Here is a 19,827-nt window from a genome sequence, read left to right on the forward strand (position 1 = left end):
ATTAACGATCCACATCCGACATTACAAAATCAATACTACCCAGATAAACAATTAAGTCAGAAACCAGACTACCGCGGATAACCGCTGGGATTTGCTGTAAGTGAGCAAAGCTTGGCGTACGAATACGCGTACGATAGCTCATCGTACTGCCATCACTGGTTAAGTAGTAACTGTTGATCCCTTTTGTGGCTTCAACCATCTGGAATGATTCATTCGCAGGCATAACTGGACCCCATGAAACCTGTAAAAAGTGGTTAATCATGGTTTCGATATGCTGCAACGTGCGCTCTTTTGGTGGCGGCGTTGTCAGTGGATGGTCTGCTTTAAATGGACCTTCTGGCATATTTTTATAGCATTGTTCAAGAATACGTAAACTTTGGCGTAACTCTTCAACTTTAAGCATCACGCGGTCATAACAGTCGCCGTTACTTGCTACAGGTATTTCAAACTCAAAGTTTTCATAACCTGAGTATGGACGCCATTTACGTACGTCAAACTCTACACCTGTTGCACGAAGACCCGCACCAGTCACACCCCACTCTAACGCTTCTTTAGAGTTATAAGAGGCAACGCCGATAGTACGGCCTTTTAAGATACTGTTTTGCAGCGCCGCTTTTACGTAAGAATCTAGACGTTTTGGCATCCAGTCTAAGAATTCACGTAATAAACGCTCCCAACCACGCGGTAAATCATGTGCCACACCACCAATACGGAACCATGCTGGATGCATACGGAAACCCGTAATAGCTTCAACAATGTTGTAAACTTTTTGGCGGTCGGTAAAGGCAAAGAACACTGGTGTCATTGCACCAACGTCTTGGATAAAGGTACTGATATAGAGCAGATGGCTATTAATACGAAATAGCTCTGACAGCATGACACGAATGACTTTAACGCGCTCAGGCACTTCGATACCGGCAAGTTTTTCAACTGCAAGTACATAAGGCATTTCGTTAACGCATCCGCCGAGGTATTCGATTCGGTCTGTGTATGGGATGTAGCTGTGCCAAGATTGGCGCTCACCCATTTTTTCCGCACCACGATGGTGATAACCCACATCAGGTACACAGTCGACGATTTCCTCACCATCAAGCTGAAGAATAATACGGAATGCACCGTGAGAGGATGGATGATTAGGACCGAGGTTTAAGAACATAAAGTCCTCATTCTCAGTACCGCGTTTCATTCCCCACTCTTCAGGTTTGAATGTCAGCGATTCCATTTCCAGATCCTGTTTCTGCTTTGTCAGCACATAAGGATCAAACTCGGTCGCACGAGCTGGATAATCTTTACGCAGCGGATGACCTTCCCAATCAGGAAGCATCATAATGCGGCGTAAATTGGGGTGGCCATTAAAGACAATCCCAAACATATCCCAGACTTCACGCTCATACCAATTTGAGTTAGGGAATATCGATGTGATAGTCGGAACATTAAGATCGTTCTCACTTAATGCGACTTTCAGCATGATATCCTTGTTTCTGTCAATTGATATCAAGTGATAGAAAACGGAAAAATCAGCTGCTGGCAAGCCTTGACGGTGCGTACGAAGACGTTCGTCAAAGCCATGCATATCAAACAGCATGACATAAGGTTTTGGTAAAGATTTGAGGTATAGCATTACCTCAATGAGTTGTTCCCGCTTTACCCACACAACTGGCATGCCAGTGCGAGTAGGCTGGAATGTAAACGCATCTGGCCCAAATTTTTGACGTAGTTCATTAACAACCTGATCATCGATATGATCGGTTGTTTCCCACGCTGGCCGAGCGCCTTTTTGCGCTATCTGATCGGTCATTTCTATTCACCACAACTTTGATCAGGGTTACTATGATCGCAACACATTGCTCTGGTTACGTCTTAGGCAAAAGCCTTTAAATTTCGTCTGGTGTACGCAGATTTGTCACTGCGATACGTTCACCGTGTTTTCTTTCTCGTTCTGACTGCATATTGGCACGGTAAACGCCTTGATCGCCGACAACCCATGATAATGGGCGGCGCTCTTTACCAATAGATTCTTGTAATAGCATCAATGCCTGCATATAAGCTTCAGGACGAGGTGGACATCCAGGAATATACACATCAACTGGAATAAACTTATCAACACCCTGAACGACTGAATAAATATCGTACATACCACCAGAGTTAGCACAAGCTCCCATGGAAATTACCCATTTTGGCTCTAGCATCTGATCATATAAACGTTGAATAACGGGTGCCATTTTAGTGAAGCAAGTTCCAGCAACCACCATAAAGTCGGCTTGACGGGGGGAAGCACGCAATACTTCAGAACCAAAACGCGCTACGTCATGTACAGCAGTAAATGACGTCACCATTTCAACGTAACAACAGGAAAGACCGAAGTTATACGGCCATAAAGAGTTTTTTCTTCCCCAGTTCACAACGTCATGCAACGCATGTTCCAGTTTTCCCATATACACGCTGCGATGAACGTGAGCATCTAATGGGTCACTGACAATTTCCTGTGTTTGCAGGGGATAACGGTCATTCTCACCGTTCGGATCTATGCGGGTGAGCGTATAATCCATTTCTAATGCCTCGCTTATTACTGCTGCGGATGTTTGCCGCTGGTTAATCTAACGTGTGTATTTCCTGCGCTTTCACGACGAGAGCGAACAGGTGTCCAATTTAATGCACCAATACGAACTAAATAGAATAATCCAGCTAATAAGATAGCGATGAAGACGGCCGCTTCAATAAAGCCTAACCAGCCTACTTCACGAACGGAAACAGCCCAGGCATAAAGAAACAGTGCTTCAACATCGAAAATAACGAAAAACATAGCAACCAAATAGAATTTGGCTGACATGCGCAGACGAGCGCTGCCAACTGAATCAAGGCCTGATTCATAAGGAACATGTTTTGCTCTTGCTTGCGCACGACCGCCTAAATAGCGAGCCCCCAGCAACATGAGTGAACATAAACCTAATGCACCTAACAGAAAGACAGCAAATGCCCAATGATGGGCGATAACTTCAGTGGTTGTAGACATACTCATTGCTTACTCATCAAAGGTGGTGTCAATTAACCAACTCTTATCCGGCGGTTTACACCACATTTATAATTACGAAAAAAAAGGCCTAAAGAACAGACTTGCTAATTAAACAAATGATAACAGTCTATTCAAACCTTTCTTATTTTTTGGAAAACTTTGCGACAAACCACTCAGTTCCCCATCGTTTTTTAACAAACTTAACACTCTATTTTAACAGCCAATTATTGGCTAATGCTAAAACGTGTCAGTGAACCTACAAATTTTCTGCTAACACGCTTAGTCTAACCGATAATTCGATTTTACTACACCAGTATCTCAGGAAAAACCTGACTCAATATAGGCAAATGTGCCTTATTTTCTTGATCAAACTCACAAAATAGTCGAAAAAATGCATAAACAGTTTAAATTTTATCCAAATTTTAACAAATTAACTTTCCAATAATGTGGTGGAGGTCAAATATCCATTTTAATTTGTGAGTTTATTCTAGGAATACCTAGACAAACCTTTTATTTGTTAACAAATCCTACAAGCCTGTAACCGAGCAAAACGGTATACATTCTTTTAACAAATATAACTGAGGTCCAAAGAGAGTTATGTCACAAAGATGAATAGATTAATTTACATAAATATTAAAGTTATGTTACTACCTCAAAAAATAACCATAAAAAAACGGAAACAAATGCAAAATATTACACCTATTTCCGTTCATCTTATTCATCACTATTTAGTCTTATTTGACTATTATTTAATCTTTATACTGCATTTTCAAACTTGGTTTATGCCTTCGTATTCAAAATCACACTTAGGCATTAATTGATTACTCAAGTTCGGTTGAGCTTGTAGTTTCTGCTGCTGTTACGGTATAAGGTGTTTTCTTGTTTTCGATAGCATTGAATACGGTTAATACCGCTTCATTTTGCTCATCAAAATTACGATATAACCAATACTGTGTTTCTGGTAAACGTGGTAAACCTTCACTTTCACCTAAAATACGTAGATCAGCATTTTGCATTTCAAGTGGACGCGCAGTGATCCCCACCTCTGCATTGACTGCTGCACGAACCGCAGATAAAGAAGCGGCCTCATAAGCAATACGCCATTGAATGCCAGCATCATCTAATGTGTTAGTCGCCAATTGGCGGAATGGATTTGTTTCATCCATCACCACTAATGGAATAGGCTCATTCATTTGTATTTGGTAGTCTGGTGCACAATGCCATAAAACAGGTGCGGTACGTAACGCGGTACGTGGGTGATGACCAATACGCGCGGTTGTCAGTGCTAAATCAATTTCATGGTTATCAAGCATTGTTTCGATAAACTGAGAACGCTTGATTCGTACATCAACTGCTAAACGTGGATAAACTGACGCGATACGATTGAGTAGAAACGGTAATAAGGTATCTACTGAATCATCTGAAGCGCCAATACGTAACTCACCTTCAGCATCACTATAAGTTAATGAAGCCGTAGCATCATCGTTAGCACGTAGAATTTGGCGAGCATAACCTAATAGTTGTAGGCCATGTTCTGTTAAAAGTTTATTACGACCATGGCGGGCAAATAGCTCTCTGCCCACTAATTGCTCTAAACGCTGCATCTGCTGACTTACCGCAGATTGAGTTCGACATACTGCTGCTGCGGCGGCTGCAAAAGTATTTAAATCTGCAACAGCGACAAACGTTCTTAGCAGATCGAGGTCGAGGTTCATTATCGGACGATTTGCATTAATCATTGTTTATTCTTCACTTATTTTTGATTTTTAAATTACATATACCTGGTGTTTTATATCAAAAGTCTAAAAGAGACTTCCGATTTAGACAGTACTCTACTCTGAAAAAGAGAGCAAAGACATACTGGATACTTTACATTTGTTTCTTATGGTTTACACCTCCTAGATAGAAAGGAATTGCATATTTTTGTAACAAATTAAATTTTATTATCATTTTGAGCATTAACAAGAAAGAACTATCAGCCGTCATCACAAGTTAGACTTGGATCATACTATATTGCCTTTCTATCCAGAAAATTTAACATTTTGAAAATAATTCAAATTATCTTAACTATGCATCGTCATTTAAGTATCTTTCCCTATAAATTAAATTTAAGATTTAAATTTAATTTATACTTAAACTGTTTGATTGCTATAGAATAAAGGAGATTTAACCATAATATTTGAAAATTTAATATATTAAGTCAGATAATACAAACTCAATAAAATTATTCAATAATTGATTATGCAACATTTCTTCAACCTATGTATTACGCTGAATTATTTTCAAACCGCACACTAAAAACCCTCTTTTCACTAGATAAATATTTCAATGTTCTCAAAAAAACCAGAACATACAACCGACCTAACCAATACAATCAGTCATCAAAATAACATTCTAAGAATAAACTGACCTTTTACACCAAAAATTACTCAACATCTTCAAAAGTTTGTAACCTAAGAGTAGAGTGATAGAGCAGTTATTTTGCTGGGACAGCCTTTTCATTTGTATCTTTATATAGAGATAGCGAGATGAACAGAAATGTCACTATGTAGTCTCTATGTAAATATAAGTCATACCCTATTAGGTAAACGTGCTATGAATCAGATTAAAAAATCAAATAAGCTCGATCATGTCTGTTACGACATTCGAGGTCCGGTTTTGCAAGAAGCAAAGCGTCTGGAAGAAGAAGGTAATAAAGTATTAAAACTCAATATCGGTAACCCGGCACCTTTTGGTTTTGAAGCCCCTGACGAGATTTTGGTTGATGTTATCCGTAACCTGCCAAGTTCACAGGGCTATAGCGATTCCAAAGGACTTTTTTCTGCACGTAAAGCCATTATGCAACACTACCAAGCACGTGATATGCGTGATGTCACCGTTGAAGATATTTATATTGGTAATGGTGTTTCTGAATTAATCGTCCAAGCCATGCAAGCTTTGCTTAACGATGGTGACGAAATGCTAGTGCCGGCGCCTGATTACCCACTCTGGACAGCAGCCGTTTCGCTGTCTGGCGGTACAGCCGTACATTATATGTGCGATGAGCAACAAGGTTGGTTTCCTGATTTAGATGATATCCGCAGTAAAATCACTAAAAATACCCGCGGTATTGTTATCATCAACCCAAATAACCCAACGGGTGCGGTGTATAGCAAAGATATTTTGCTGGAAATCGTTGAGATTGCCCGTCTACATAATCTGATCATCTTCGCTGATGAAATTTATGACAAGATTCTTTATGACGATGCCGAGCATCACTCTATTGCAGCAATGGCACCCGATCTGTTAACCGTGACGTTTAATGGTCTATCAAAAACGTATCGTGTCGCTGGTTTTCGCCAAGGTTGGATGGTATTAAACGGCCCTAAAAAACATGCCAAAAGCTATATCGAGGGTTTAGATATGCTGGCATCAATGCGTTTATGTGCCAACGTACCGATGCAACATGCAATTCAAACAGCATTAGGCGGTTATCAAAGTATTAGTGAATTTATTCTGCCGGGTGGCCGTTTATATGAACAGCGTAATCGCGCTTGGGAACTGATTAATCAAATTCCAGGGGTTTCTTGCGTTAAACCTATGGGCGCGTTGTATATGTTCCCTAAAATAGACCTAAACCGCTTTAGTATTAAAGATGATCAGAAAATGATCCTCGACTTACTGTTACAAGAAAAAGTACTGTTAGTTCAGGGTACTGCCTTTAACTGGCCATACCCAGACCACTTTCGTATCGTCACCCTTCCTCGTGAAGATGATTTAGATATGGCTATCCAAAAATTTGGTCGTTTTATTGCTGGTTATCATCAATAAAATTTATTCAGTTAAAATAAAACGCAGTATAACAATCAGTTATATTGCGTTTTTTATTTTCTCTTCTATTACCGTTTACATCATAGCCCTATCCCCTCACAATAATCACTTCAATCACGCAATTGGGAGATATTATGAGTTACTTTTTTGCCCACCTTTCTCGTTTAAAACTCATTACTCGTTGGCCTTTAATGCGTAATATTCGCCAAGAAAATGTTTCTGAGCACAGTTTACAAGTGGCTTTTGTCGCCCATGCTTTGGCGGTAATTAAAAATCGTAAATTTGATGGTAATGTCAATGCCGAGCGAATTGCATTACAAGCGATGTATCATGATGCCAGCGAAGTGATCACTGGCGATATGCCAACCCCCATTAAATATCACAACCCACAAATTGCCCACGAATATAAAAAAATCGAAAAATACGCACAGCAAAAATTAATTGAAATGCTACCAGAAGAGCTGCAAGAAGATTTTCGTCCGCTGATTGATGAGCAATTACATAGTGAAGAAGAAACCTTTATTGTGAAACAAGCAGACAGCTTGTGCGCCTATTTAAAATGTCTTGAAGAGTTAGCCGCTGGCAATAGTGAGTTTAATTTAGCTAAAAACCGGTTAGAAAAAACCTTAGCCGAAAGACATAGCCCTGAAATGGATTATTTTATGACAGTATTTGTGCCAGGATTTAGTTTATCGCTAGATGAAATTAGTGAGTAATTAAGCGAACCATTTTTATAGAAAGGTGAGTGCTAACAATAATCACTCACCTTAAAAATAGATACTGCAATTTAATTTTTACTGATTTAATAATATGAATCAATCTTCATTTTTCACTTTGTTTTCGTCAGAAGACATATTCTTATCACCCATATCTTCTATTTCTGTTCCACCTGCTATTTCTGTTTTATCTGTTATTTCCGTTTTATCTGCTATTTTTGTTTCATCTGCTATTTCTGTTTTATCTTTTATTTCTGTTTCACCTCCTATTTCATTTATACCTTCCATTTTCTTTGTCTTTTCCATTTTCTTTATATTGTCGGCTAAAAACCTTAATGTATTAGATTCAAAACTTTTGACCAAACCTTCTGTTAATTTATTTAGTCTATCAACGTTGCTATTATCTTTACCAATAACTAAATTTCTTATTCCTTTCATACCTCTAATAAATACATTACTTCTATTAATACTTTTTACTTTCCCCTGAGCAAGCCTTATTATATCATTTTTATTTATTTGAACCACTTTCATATCATTTAATGTTTGGTCAATTGCCAAATTAACTTGCTCTAATCGCTCTTCTGAGCTTAATGAGACAACAAAAGCTAATCCTGTGTCTTTTATCATTTTTTCAATAATGCTTTCGGCTTGCTCTAAATTAATATGAATATTAATATCTTTAATATAATTACCAGCAACTCCTTGGAAGATATCATGTATATTTAAATCACTTTTATTTCTAACGATATTTTTATTTTTATTTTTAAAATCATTAACAAGTTCAAAAAGAACTTCTATTTTTTTATCAAACTTATTTGACCTCATCGTTTTTAATATATCTTTCGCTCTATTAGTGATATTTAATTTATTTTCCATAGCATCTGTATATACTTGGTACTTCTGATTTAAATACTGCTTTACATAATAAACAGAATGATTCTTATCATTATTTTCTAACATAGAAAAAATTATTGCCTCATCTGAACTTTTTAATTCTAATGAAATAGAAAAGTCAGTCATTGCCTTTGATGATTTATTATGAAATTCAGGTGCTAATGAGGTAAAATTATTATAATTTGATAATATCTGACTCACAAAATTTTCTTCATTATTATTAACTAAACAATTCGCAATCGATTGAGTAAAAGCAGTAGCATTTTTAGCAACAGCCTGTTTTATCTGCTCTAAATCATCGCTAACACTTTGAGTCATATTTTTATTAGGTTCACTCGAATAAATAGGGTTTTTATTACTCACTCTTGTTGTTAATTTACCATAAATATTTCTTTCTATTTTTAACTCTTTCATTTTACTAATTAATACTTTATTGATTTCTTCTGATTTAACCTTATTAAAAAAAGCTTGATATTCATTACTAGTATTTTTTACATCCTTTATCCCCTCATGACTTTCACTAGATTTACTAGATTCATTAATTTCATTTGTTTTTGAAATAGGTGCATTGCCATTTATTAGATCTATACCCATTATATATTTCTCTCTTATAAAATTATTTATTAACTCAATAATATGACTATACTTTTTTTTCTAAGAAAGATTTTTAAAAAACACACACTAATCAATGAAATGTATATAACATATAAAAAATTATCGATAGATAAATAAAAAACGTCGTTTATTAATTAATAAACGACGTTTCAGCACAATAGGTATATTTAGAATGGAAATAATATTGGAATTAAAAATACACTAATAAACATCACAATAATGGTGAATGGCACACCAATTTTGATAAAGTCGGCAAATTTATAACCACCGGGTTCAAGAATAAGTGTATTCACAGGCGATGAAACTGGCGTCATAAATGCGGCTGATGCAGCAACACCTATTACCATTGCAAATGGTAAAGGGGATACATTCATTTGATTAGCTGCTGCTATGGCTATTGGTGCCATTAATACCGCGGTTGCTGTATTGGAAATAAATAACCCAATTGATGCACACAGTATAAATAAACACACCAACATCACTTGAGGGCCGGCATTTCCTGCTACATCCATTAAACCATTAACAATAAGCTCAATACCGCCCGTTTTTTGTAAAGCAGCAGCAAATGGCATCATTCCGACAATTAAAATAATACTTGGCCAATGGATAGACCGATAAGCGCTTTCCATATCAATACAACGGAATTTGCCCATTAATAAACAAGCAATCAGTGCCGCAATAAAATTAGGGACTTCATTTGTCACCATTAATGCCACCATTAACGCTAACGAAAATAGTGCATGAGGTGCTTGAGATGATGCAGGAGCAACGGCTTCGACTTCAGCCGCTAAGTTAAGAACAATAAAATTACGTGGTTTAGTTGATAATATGCGGATTAATTTCCAATCCCCAATCACTAATAACACATCACCTAATCGTAAAGGCTCATCAACAATTTTACCCGGTAATGCTCCGCCTTCACGGCGAATAGCAACGACATTTAACCCATAACGCGTACGGAATTTAATTTCTCTTAATGATTTTCCTAATAACTCAGAATCTGGGTTCATCGAAACTTCTGCTAAACCAACATCACGAGATTGTTCAGAAAAATACTCGCCGCGTAATACCATTGGTTCTAACATTTGTTCACGGCAAAATTCACGCAAATCAACGTCACTTGCCGACATATCGACTAATAACACGTCACGTTCACGTAATTCTGTGCCCCCTGTTGCGCTAACCATCACTCGCCGAAACCGCCTCCAGCGTTCAATACCGACAACGTTTGCACCATAGCGAGAACGTAGATGTAATTCATCTAGTGAATGACCAACAAGTGGGGAACCTTTTCGAATAGCTAAACGTCGAGCTCGTCCAGCTAATCGATAGTCACGAATAAGATCACGAAAAGTCCGACGATAAGTCTCTTTTTGCTTACCATTATCATCATTTCCTAGCCATCGGCGTACCACCAGCATATATAAAATACCTGCGAATAATACCGCAATACCAATGGGTGTAATCGAGAAAAATTGAAAACTAGGTAATCCTTCTCGAACTAATTCACTGTTCACCACCATATTAGGTGGCGTCGCCACTAAGGTCATTAATCCACTAATCAATCCCGCAAAACCCAGCGGCATCATTAAACGACCAGGGGATGTTTTCATTCGCGCAGCAACACTCAGAACAACAGGAATAAATATTGCGACAACGCCCGTTGAACTCATAAATGCACCAAGACCAGCAACACATATCATCAGCAATACAAGCATTTTTATTTCACTACTGCCTGCAACCCGAACAAGCCAATCACCCATTTGATAAGCAACGCCTGTTCTGACTAATCCCTCGCCGATAACGAAAAGAGCAGCAATAAGTAATACGTTAGGATCACTAAATCCTACCGTAGCTTCATTTAATGAGAGTGTACCGCTAAGAACAAATGCGATGATGACAAGTAAGGCGACCACATCCATGCGGATTTTGTTGGTCGTAAAAAGGACAATAGCTATCAATAGCAGGCTTAAAACCCATAACAATTCGCTATTCAAAATGGCCTCGGTCAGCAATAAGTGAAAACAAGTTAAGACATCAATTCACTAGATTGATAAGTAGACCATTTTTGCATCTATAAGTCTTTTAGTAAGATCAAATAAATGACTAAATTTTGTGCTTTATCATCACCTTTTCCACTTGCTTTTCGATTTGAATATCTTTTAATGATTCAATAATTAAATGAATCTCATTACGGCGAGGAAGAGAAAGAGGTGCATGAACCGCAATGACCTGACAACCCGCATCTAAACCAGAATAAATGCCTGCGGGAGCATCTTCAAAAACCACACAATCTTGTGGCAACAAGCCCAGTTTTTTAGCACCTAAAAGATAAGGTTCGGGATTAGGCTTTCCTTTATTAATGCATTCAGCCGTAACCCAATGCTTTGGCTCAGGAATACCAGTAACAGATTGGCGTGTTGACGCAATTGGTACTGTGCCTGATGTGACAATTGCCCAAGGAATATTTAACTCATTAAGACGATTAATCAGCGCTATCGCACCAGGAAGTGGCGCTAAACCTTCCGTTTGGGTAGATTCTAATTTTTCTAGCCAGCGGAAGGTTTCTGTAATTTCTTGCTCACTTGCATTAGGCATAAAATGGCGAATCGACTCTATAGCGGGTTTTCCATGAATATAGTCATTGATTTTCTGTGTTGATACTCCCACTCTTTCACCAAACAGAGCCCAGCAATATTCAACAACAGGTAATGAATCAACTAACGTACCATCTAAATCAAACAGAAAACCTTTACATGTGATCGACATTTTTTATCTCTACTTTGCAGTGATGAGCTAACTATTGCGCACTTATATTATGCATTTAGAATTTGTTGAATTTCAACTGCGCTTAAGTGGTATTGACGAGGACAAGCTAGCCATACTGCTAACATTCTTTGGTATTTTTCCCACATCGGTGTTTGTGAGTTAAATCCATGGCTACCACTATCAAAATGGGTGTAACGCCCTTCTGTGTTTACCATAAAACGCACATAACTAAGATAGCGAGATTCTGTCGCGGCATCAAAGCCCATAAATGCGACACGGCGAATATCCATCATGTCAGACTCTTTTAAGTTGTCACGCGACACTTGTAGAGCATGATACATTTCCATGATGTTAATAATGGTACGGCAAGTCTCTTCTGACATTTCATCGAAGTCACGATCAAGCTCGCGTAATTGCAAACCATAGCCACGTTCGATAATTGTCTGATAGCGACGATAACGTTCAGCGTTATCAGGATCCATCATCGTCATCATTTTGTATTGATTAGAGAGGATCAGGCGTTGTGCGTGTGTCATTTCCATCATTATTCTCCAAAGAAATTATTGGCAGGATCATGGCATTAATCAAAACTATTGAGTAGTGCTAACTCGCCGTTTTTTGATCTCAACGGGGGTATTTGGTGCAAGCTAGAGGGTAAATCAAAGAAGTGAGACAAAACGTCTACACATCATCAAGAAAAGAACGATCTAACTGTTTAAAAGCACGTTTGAGCAATTTTGCCAAAGAGAGATATGTCGGCGTTTGTTCAACCGGTGCTAGTGCAATGCCGGCTTGTTCAAATTTAGTACGAATATCAAAAAACCAGCGTAACAGCGTTGCAGGTAACGGTGTCGCGGCTCGTTTACCTAACCACCATAACCCTTGCATCGGCAAGCTACAGGCAAATAACGCGGTTGTAATCGCAGGTCCTAAGTTACCGCCTAATGCAATTTGCCATGTCATAGTAAAAATAGCGATAGGTGGCATATAACGAATACCAAATCGCGTTGCTTTTACCATTCTATTTTCAGGAAAAACAGGGGCTAATTGCTTTTCAACCGGCCAGGTTTTTAAATACTCATTACCCAAACGTAGCTTTTTAAAAAAGCCTGGGGGAGTGACTGTCGGCTCGCTCATAATGACCTCAATCAATTTCTTCTGTAACTTTTAAAAAATATCTATAAAGAATAAAAATCTTTTAGTAGAATTAAGTATATTTTGTCTTTGTTGCCTTTACTCTGTATCCTGTGCCCATTCTAAAGCTTTGTGGCAATAAAGCGCTATATTTTGTTTGCCGGCGTGATTTTCAACCCTTTTTCGCCGATTTTACTAAAGATCGTCATCGGGTGAATAAAAATCGTCCAATTAATGATTGGCAACTATAATTAGCATCAAGTTTTTCACTTTAAGCATGATGCGCGTCATTAATGTCATCATAGTAATGCGATAGGCTTTTATGATTGACGTTTTATTAACCACCGTCTTTATAATATAAAAGACACTACGACAACAAGATAAATAGGTAATTCCATGTCAAGTAAGCTGGTGCTGGTACTGAACTGCGGTAGTTCTTCTCTTAAATTTGCAATTATCAACCCAGAAAATGGTGAAGAATTCCTTTCAGGTTTGGCTGAATGCTTCAACCTACCTGAAGCCCGCCTGAAGTGGAAAATGGATGGTCAGAAACACGAAGCGGCTTTAGGCGCCGGTGCTGCCCATAGCGAAGCATTGAACTTTATTGTTAATACTATTCTGGCTGAAAAACCAGAGCTTTCTGCACAAATCGCATCAATTGGTCATCGTATTGTTCACGGTGGCGAGAAATTTACTAAATCTGTCATTATTACTGATGACGTTATTCAAGGTATCGAAGCAGCTATCCCGTTTGCACCACTGCATAACCCAGCTCACCTTATTGGTATCGAAGAAGCACGTAAAGCTTTCCCTCATTTAATTGAAAAAATGGTTGCTGTATTTGATACCGCATTCCACCAAACAATGCCTGAAGAAGCTTATTTGTATGCACTGCCATACAGCCTATATAAAGATCACAGCATTCGTCGTTACGGCGCTCACGGAACTAGCCATTTTTATGTTTCTCGTGAAGCCGCTAAAATGTTAAACAAACCTGTTGATGAACTGAACGTAATCACTTGCCATTTAGGTAATGGTGGTTCTGTTTCTGCTATTGTTAACGGTAAATGTGTTGATACTTCTATGGGTTTGACTCCACTAGAAGGTTTAGTAATGGGTACACGTAGTGGTGATATCGACCCTGCTATCGTATTCCATTTACACGACGCTTTAGGTATGAGTGTTGAAGACATCAATAAATTACTGACTAAAGAATCAGGTCTGTTAGGTTTAACTGAAGTCACTAGCGATTGCCGTTATGTAGAAGATAACTATGACACTAAAGCTGATGCAAAACGTGCAATGGACGTTTACTGCCATCGTTTAGCTAAATACATCGGTTCTTACTGTGCACTGATGGAAGGCCGTTTAGATGCAATTATCTTCACTGGTGGTATCGGTGAAAACGCAGCAATGGTTCGTGAACTTTCTCTGAAAAAACTGGCTCTGTTAGGTTTTGAAGTTGATCATCAACGTAACTTAGATGCTCGTTTCGGTAAATCAGGCACTATCACTACCGATAACAGCCGTCTTGCTGTTGTTATTCCAACTAACGAAGAGTTAGTAATCGCTCAAGACGCAAGCCGTCTGACTGCTTAAGTTTTTTGATGTACTGCCAGTTTTTACGCTGGCAGTACTGTTTTACATAACGAGCAACCGATATTTAAAGAGGTTTCCGTGTCCCGTACAATTATGCTAGTCCCAACAGATACACGCGTAGGTTTAACCAGCGTCAGCTTGGGTGTTATCCGTTCTATGGAACAAAAAGGCGTTCGCCTTAGCGTGTTCAAGCCTATCGCACAGCCTCGTGTAAAAGGCGCATTAGATCAAACAACTGCGATAATTCGCTCTCACTCCACAATTCAATCTTCAGAACCTTTAAATATGGATTATGTTGAGTCTCTACTCAGCTCAAACCAAAAAGATGTTCTGATGGAAGAGATCGTTGCTAGATACCATGAAAACACCGCTGATGCAGAAGTTGTTCTCATCGAAGGTTTGGTACCTATGCGTAAGCACCCTTTCGCTCAATCATTAAACTATGAAATTGCGAAAACATTAGGTGCTGAAATCGTTTTTGTTACTGCATTAGGTAACAACACGGCAGAACAATTAAAAGAACGTATCGAATTTGCGCGTGCTGAATTCGGTGGTGTTAAAAATCAAAATATTACTGGTGTTATCGTTAATAAACTTAACGCACCCGTTGATGATCAAGGCCGTACTCGCCCTGATTTATCAGAAATTTTTGATGATTCAACCAAAGCAACTATTTCAAATGTAGATTTACAAACCATCGAGAAAAACAGCCCACTTCCTTTACTCGGTTGTATTCCATGGAACTTTGATTTAATTGCTACCCGTGCAACGGATATGGCGAAACACTTAAATGCGACCATCGTTAATAAAGGCGATATCGAAACGCGTCGTATTAAGTCAGTCACTTTCTGTGCTCGCAGTATTCCACATATGTTAGAACACTTCCGCCCTGGTTCACTATTAGTGACTTCAGCGGATCGTCCTGATGTATTAGTTTCTGCATGTCTTGCTGCAATGAATGGCGTTGAAATTGGTGCTATTTTACTGACTGGTGGTTATCAAATCGATGCCCCAATCAAACAGCTTTGTGAACGTGCTTTTGAAACTGGCTTACCTATTTTTATGGTTAATGCAAATACTTGGCAGACTTCTTTAAATCTGCAAAGCTTTAGCTTAGAAGTGCCAGCAGACGACCATGAACGTATTGAAAAAATTCAAAACTACGTTGCTCAACATATCAATACAGAATGGATTGATTCACTGACTGCAAACTCAGAGCGTCCTAATCGTTTATCACCACCAGCATTCCGTTATCAATTAACTGAACTGGCTCGTAAAGCGAAAAAACGTATTGTTCTGCCAGAAGGTGATGAGCCACGTACAGTTAAAGCAGCCTCTATTTGTGCTGAACGCGGTATCGCAACCTGTGTTCTGTTAGGTGATCCTGAAGAAATTCGTCGCGTAGCCGCAGCACAGGGTGTTGAATTAGGTACGGGTATCGAGCTCGTTAATCCTAAAGAAGTACGTGAAATCTATGTACCTCGTTTAGTTGATTTGCGTAAAAACAAAGGTATGACAGAAGTTGTTGCACGTGAACAATTAGAAGATAACGTGGTTCTTGGCACCTTAATGCTAGAAAAAGGTGAAGTTGATGGTTTAGTTTCTGGTGCTGTTCATACCACCGCAAACACTATTCGCCCACCACTACAGTTAATCAAAACTGCGCCGGGTAGCTCACTGGTTTCTTCTGTATTCTTTATGCTGTTACCAGAACAAGTTTATGTTTATGGTGACTGTGCAATTAATCCAGATCCAACGGCAGAGCAACTGGCAGAAATCGCTATTCAATCTGCTGATTCTGCAATTGCATTCGGTATCGACCCACGTGTTGCGATGATTTCTTACTCTACTGGTAACTCCGGTGCGGGTAGTGATGTTGAGAAAGTACGTGAAGCAACACGTTTAGCACAAGAAAAACGTCCTGACCTGATCATTGATGGTCCTTTACAATACGACGCTGCTGTAATGGCTGATGTTGCTAAATCTAAAGCACCAAATTCACCAGTAGCGGGTAAAGCAACTGTGTTTATCTTCCCTGATCTGAACACGGGTAACACCACTTATAAAGCGGTACAACGTTCAGCTGACTTGGTATCTATCGGACCAATGTTACAAGGTATGCGTAAACCCGTTAACGACCTTTCTCGTGGTGCGTTAGTCGATGATATCGTCTACACCGTTGCATTGACTGCAATTCAAGCAAGTCAGCAAGAAAATGCATAATTATTGAAGTTTGCTTCAAATAGAAAAACGCCAGATAATTTTATCTGGCGTTTTTATTTCATAATTATCTTAAGTTATTTTATTTAAATAAAAATAATGAGCTGGAAATTAAATTATGTATATTTTTCTCTTAAAAAAGAGCGTAAATAGCACAATGAATCGGTAGATCTCTTAAATATTGTCTATTCTATTTATACGATGGTAAGTCTTCAATCCAAATAGGATATGGCATTATGAAAATATCAAATCTTTATCGATGGATAATATTCATTATATTCATTGCCTTTGGTCTCTACTTTACTGCTTTAGGCGGTTATTTAGTTTCATTAGGGGGATCACCTTTTTATCTTTTTACTGGTGTTATCCTTCTTATTATTGCTGCTTGTTTTTGGAAACAAAAAAAGCTCACATTGTTATTGTTTAACCTTCTCTTCTTAGCCACAATTATCTGGAGTATTTGGGAATCTGGATTTGATTTTTGGGCTCTTTCCCCTCGGCTAGATATTGTATTTATACTCGGCTTACTCCTGCTTCCCTTCCTCTCTATAAAAAATGCTTACGCTTGTCGCATAAATAAAATCAGCTTGCTGACTCTTTTGGCAGCGACATTAGTCATTATTTTGGGAAGTATGTTTACCGATCCACATGCTATTGATGGACAATTTAGCCGAAATCAACCTGATGTTAATCACTCACCTGTAGGGATAAGTGATAATGACTGGCCTGCTTATGGTAGGACACAGGCAGGAGTTCGCTATTCACCACTGACTCAAATTAACAGCGATAATGTTGATAAACTGGTGGAAAAATGGACATTCCATACAAAGGATGAAAAAAGACCTGATGATGCAGTCGAAATAACAAACGAAGTCACGCCAATTAAAATTGATGATAATCTTTTCCTCTGTACACCTCATCAATACTTAATCAGTCTTGATCCCGCAACAGGTAAAGAAAAATGGCGTTTCGATTCTAAATTACAATACAACAAAAGCTTTCAGCATATGACATGCCGTGGTGTTGCTTATTATGATCAAAAAAATACAGCTGAATTTGCAAAAAGTATTGAAGAACGTCAGCCTATCGCTTCAACTGAGTGTCCTCAAAAAGTCTTCTTACCCGTTAATGATGGTCGTCTAATCGCTGTAAATGCCCAAACAGGAGATGTTTGCCGTGATTTTGGCTCTGAGGGTGAAATCAATCTTTTAACCTCAATGCCTTATGCGTACCTTGGTGGTTATAATCCAACGTCTCCCCCTATTGTGACAGGAAATACAATTATTATTGGAGGTTCTGTCACTGATAACCTTTCGACTAAAGAGCCTTCTGGCGTGATCCGTGGTTATGATGTTAATAACGGTCAATTAATGTGGATATTTGATACTGGTGCTGAAGATCCTAATACCATGCCAGGTGAATCAACAGAGTTTGTTCACAACTCACCGAATGCATGGGCACCTTTAGCTTATGATGCTCAAACTGATGTGGTCTATATTCCAACAGGTGTTGGTACGCCCGATATTTGGGGAGGTGACCGTCACCCGTTAAAAGAGCGTTATGCAAATTCTATCGTGGCATTAAAAGGCTCGACAGGTGAGCTAGTATGGCATTTCCAAACAACTCATCATGATCTTTGGGATATGGATGTGCCATCACAACCTTCATTAGTCGATATTAAAACAGATAAAAATGAAGTTATCCCTGCTATTTATGCAGTAACTAAAACAGGGAATGTTTTTGTTCTTGATAGACGTGATGGTTCACCCATTGTACCTATCACTGAAAAAGATGTTCCGACCACAGTGAAATTGGGGCCACAAACACAAGGTGAACATTACTCATCAACTCAGCCTTTTTCAGCGCTTAATTTAGCGCCAGCAAATAAGTTGAAAGAGTCTGATATGTGGGGCGGTACAATGGCTGATCAGTTGTTATGCCGTATCGCTTTTAATCAACTCAATTATGAGGGGATTTATACACCTCCATCAGAAAACGGCACCCTCGTTTTCCCTGGAAACTTAGGTATTTTTGAATGGGGCGGGATCTCGGTTAACCAAGATAGACAAGTCGCCGTGATGAATTTTATTACGCTACCTTTTATCTCAAAACTCTATTTAAAAGATCCCAATGATAAAAATGTAATAGAAGGTGGTCACGGAGAACAAGGTTTACAGCCTATGACAGGAACACCTTATAGTGTTGATATTCATCCTTTCTTATCACCACTAGGTTTGCCTTGTAAACAGCCGCCTTGGGGCTTTGTTGCGGGTGTTGATTTAGAAAAAAATCAACTTGTCTGGAAACAACGTTTCGGCACTATTCGCGATAGTCTACCTAACCTTATGGAACTTCCTCCATTAAAAATTGGCGTTCCTGGACTAGGGGGAGCAATATCTACAGCCGGTAATGTTATGTTTGTTGCCGCTTCACAAGATAACTATATTCGAGCTTTTAATGTCACAAATGGAAAAATGTTATGGGAGGCGCGTCTTCCTGCTGGTGGGCAAGCGACACCGATGACTTATTCTATTGATGGCAAGCAGTATATTGTGATTATGGCTGGTGGACATGGTTCATTTGGAACCAAAATGGGTGACAGCTTGGTTGCCTATGGACTGCCTGATAACCAATAACCATTTGTTTTTACTTATATAATAGACAATAAGGAGGCAACTGAATAATCAGTTGCCTCTTTCTTTTTAAGAAATTAAACCTAAGAAAATCACTTTTAAATTCTATTGATTTATTTTCGTTATTTTATTCAAAAAAGATAAGAATCAAGTGAGTTTTGGTTGGTATACAGATAAATGCTTGGATCATTTTATTTCAAGCATTTGCAAGAGCCAAAAAGACGAAAGCCCCAGTTCCTATTTAACTAAAATTCGAGACAGTCTTAATACCATACAACATCGATTTTTCTTCTTTATAAAGAAGAGTCAAAAAAATGACTAAATTTATCCTAATAGGGCTGATGGCTATATGTATTACAGCGCTGTGTTTATCATTACTTGGGCATGAAAGATTATGTTCTTTCAATATTCGTTGTAGTCATAC

General features: G+C 38.6%; 14 protein-coding genes. 5 read left to right on the forward strand and 9 right to left on the reverse strand.

The genetic code is table 11. The features are described 5' to 3' along the window. Position 1: 1 nt before the first annotated feature. The 4 genes from nuoC to hexA form a co-directional block, all read right to left on the reverse strand. On the reverse strand, positions 2-1,798 hold the full coding sequence (gene nuoC, locus PH4a_RS00510) for an NADH-quinone oxidoreductase subunit C/D (RefSeq protein ID WP_064720462.1): 1,797 nt from the start codon (positions 1,796-1,798) through the stop codon (positions 2-4). A 76-nt stretch (positions 1,799-1,874) separates the two neighbouring features. After that, on the reverse strand, positions 1,875-2,549 hold the full coding sequence (locus PH4a_RS00515) for a NuoB/complex I 20 kDa subunit family protein (protein ID WP_064720463.1): 675 nt from the start codon (positions 2,547-2,549) through the stop codon (positions 1,875-1,877). Between the two features lie 17 nt (positions 2,550-2,566). Further along, a complete protein-coding gene (locus PH4a_RS00520; RefSeq protein ID WP_064720464.1) occupies positions 2,567-3,019 on the reverse strand; it encodes an NADH-quinone oxidoreductase subunit A in 453 nt (150 codons plus the stop codon). An 815-nt stretch (positions 3,020-3,834) separates the two neighbouring features. Beyond that, complete coding sequence (gene hexA, locus PH4a_RS00530; protein WP_129036949.1) at positions 3,835-4,752, reverse strand: transcriptional regulator HexA; 918 nt, start codon at positions 4,750-4,752, stop codon at positions 3,835-3,837. Between the two features lie 856 nt (positions 4,753-5,608). Here hexA and PH4a_RS00535 point away from each other — a divergent pair. Beyond that, the gene (locus tag PH4a_RS00535; RefSeq protein ID WP_129036951.1) at positions 5,609-6,823 is read left to right on the forward strand and encodes a pyridoxal phosphate-dependent aminotransferase; all 1,215 of its coding nucleotides are present in this window, start codon (positions 5,609-5,611) and stop codon (positions 6,821-6,823) included. Positions 6,824-6,957: 134 nt separating this feature from the next. Continuing rightward, the gene (gene yfbR / locus PH4a_RS00540; protein ID WP_129036953.1) at positions 6,958-7,539 is read left to right on the forward strand and encodes a 5'-deoxynucleotidase; all 582 of its coding nucleotides are present in this window, start codon (positions 6,958-6,960) and stop codon (positions 7,537-7,539) included. 99 nt (positions 7,540-7,638) lie between these two features. Here the strand turns inward: yfbR and PH4a_RS00545 are convergent, their stop codons facing one another. The 5 genes from PH4a_RS00545 to yfbV form a co-directional block, all read right to left on the reverse strand. Continuing rightward, positions 7,639-9,027 (reverse strand): hypothetical protein, encoded by a 1,389-nt coding sequence (locus tag PH4a_RS00545; protein WP_129036955.1) that lies wholly within the window; start codon positions 9,025-9,027, stop codon positions 7,639-7,641. 188 nt (positions 9,028-9,215) lie between these two features. Beyond that, positions 9,216-11,045, reverse strand: coding sequence for an SLC13 family permease (locus tag PH4a_RS00550; RefSeq protein WP_129036957.1), 1,830 nt, complete (start codon positions 11,043-11,045; stop codon positions 9,216-9,218). A gap of 109 nt (positions 11,046-11,154) precedes the next feature. Beyond that, positions 11,155-11,817, reverse strand: a complete 663-nt coding sequence (locus tag PH4a_RS00555; RefSeq protein WP_129036959.1) for a sugar phosphatase — start codon at positions 11,815-11,817, stop codon at positions 11,155-11,157. A gap of 47 nt (positions 11,818-11,864) precedes the next feature. After that, a complete protein-coding gene (locus PH4a_RS00560) occupies positions 11,865-12,359 on the reverse strand; it encodes a YfbU family protein (RefSeq protein ID WP_064720477.1) in 495 nt (164 codons plus the stop codon). Positions 12,360-12,498: 139 nt separating this feature from the next. Next, positions 12,499-12,954 (reverse strand): terminus macrodomain insulation protein YfbV, encoded by a 456-nt coding sequence (gene yfbV, locus PH4a_RS00565; RefSeq protein WP_064720478.1) that lies wholly within the window; start codon positions 12,952-12,954, stop codon positions 12,499-12,501. Between the two features lie 393 nt (positions 12,955-13,347). Here yfbV and ackA point away from each other — a divergent pair, with 393 nt between their 5' ends. The 3 genes from ackA to PH4a_RS00580 all read left to right on the forward strand — a co-directional run bounded on the left by ackA (position 13,348) and on the right by PH4a_RS00580 (position 19,406). After that, the gene (gene ackA, locus PH4a_RS00570; RefSeq protein WP_064720479.1) at positions 13,348-14,550 is read left to right on the forward strand and encodes an acetate kinase; all 1,203 of its coding nucleotides are present in this window, start codon (positions 13,348-13,350) and stop codon (positions 14,548-14,550) included. Positions 14,551-14,628: 78 nt separating this feature from the next. Next, a complete protein-coding gene (gene pta / locus PH4a_RS00575) occupies positions 14,629-16,773 on the forward strand; it encodes a phosphate acetyltransferase (RefSeq protein ID WP_064720480.1) in 2,145 nt (714 codons plus the stop codon). 233 nt (positions 16,774-17,006) lie between these two features. Then, complete coding sequence (locus PH4a_RS00580; RefSeq protein ID WP_129036961.1) at positions 17,007-19,406, forward strand: membrane-bound PQQ-dependent dehydrogenase, glucose/quinate/shikimate family; 2,400 nt, start codon at positions 17,007-17,009, stop codon at positions 19,404-19,406. Positions 19,407-19,827 lie beyond the last annotated feature (421 nt).

The sequence above is a fragment of the Proteus hauseri genome (assembly GCF_004116975.1).
Lineage (GTDB): Bacteria > Pseudomonadota > Gammaproteobacteria > Enterobacterales > Enterobacteriaceae > Proteus > Proteus hauseri.

What these genes read in the sequence shown, in the direction of transcription:
- nuoC (WP_064720462.1), bottom strand. Translation starts at nt 1,798, where the DNA reads ATGACCGATCAGATAGCGCAAAAAGGCGCTCGGCCAGCGTGGGAAACA.
- PH4a_RS00515 (WP_064720463.1), bottom strand. Translation starts at nt 2,549, where the DNA reads ATGGATTATACGCTCACCCGCATAGATCCGAACGGTGAGAATGACCGT.
- PH4a_RS00520 (WP_064720464.1), bottom strand. Translation starts at nt 3,019, where the DNA reads ATGAGTATGTCTACAACCACTGAAGTTATCGCCCATCATTGGGCATTT.
- hexA (WP_129036949.1), bottom strand. Translation starts at nt 4,752, where the DNA reads ATGATTAATGCAAATCGTCCGATAATGAACCTCGACCTCGATCTGCTA.
- PH4a_RS00535 (WP_129036951.1), top strand. Translation starts at nt 5,609, where the DNA reads ATGAATCAGATTAAAAAATCAAATAAGCTCGATCATGTCTGTTACGAC.
- yfbR (WP_129036953.1), top strand. Translation starts at nt 6,958, where the DNA reads ATGAGTTACTTTTTTGCCCACCTTTCTCGTTTAAAACTCATTACTCGT.
- PH4a_RS00545 (WP_129036955.1), bottom strand. Translation starts at nt 9,027, where the DNA reads ATGGGTATAGATCTAATAAATGGCAATGCACCTATTTCAAAAACAAAT.
- PH4a_RS00555 (WP_129036959.1), bottom strand. Translation starts at nt 11,817, where the DNA reads ATGTCGATCACATGTAAAGGTTTTCTGTTTGATTTAGATGGTACGTTA.
- PH4a_RS00560 (WP_064720477.1), bottom strand. Translation starts at nt 12,359, where the DNA reads ATGGAAATGACACACGCACAACGCCTGATCCTCTCTAATCAATACAAA.
- yfbV (WP_064720478.1), bottom strand. Translation starts at nt 12,954, where the DNA reads ATGAGCGAGCCGACAGTCACTCCCCCAGGCTTTTTTAAAAAGCTACGT.
- ackA (WP_064720479.1), top strand. Translation starts at nt 13,348, where the DNA reads ATGTCAAGTAAGCTGGTGCTGGTACTGAACTGCGGTAGTTCTTCTCTT.
- PH4a_RS00580 (WP_129036961.1), top strand. Translation starts at nt 17,007, where the DNA reads ATGAAAATATCAAATCTTTATCGATGGATAATATTCATTATATTCATT.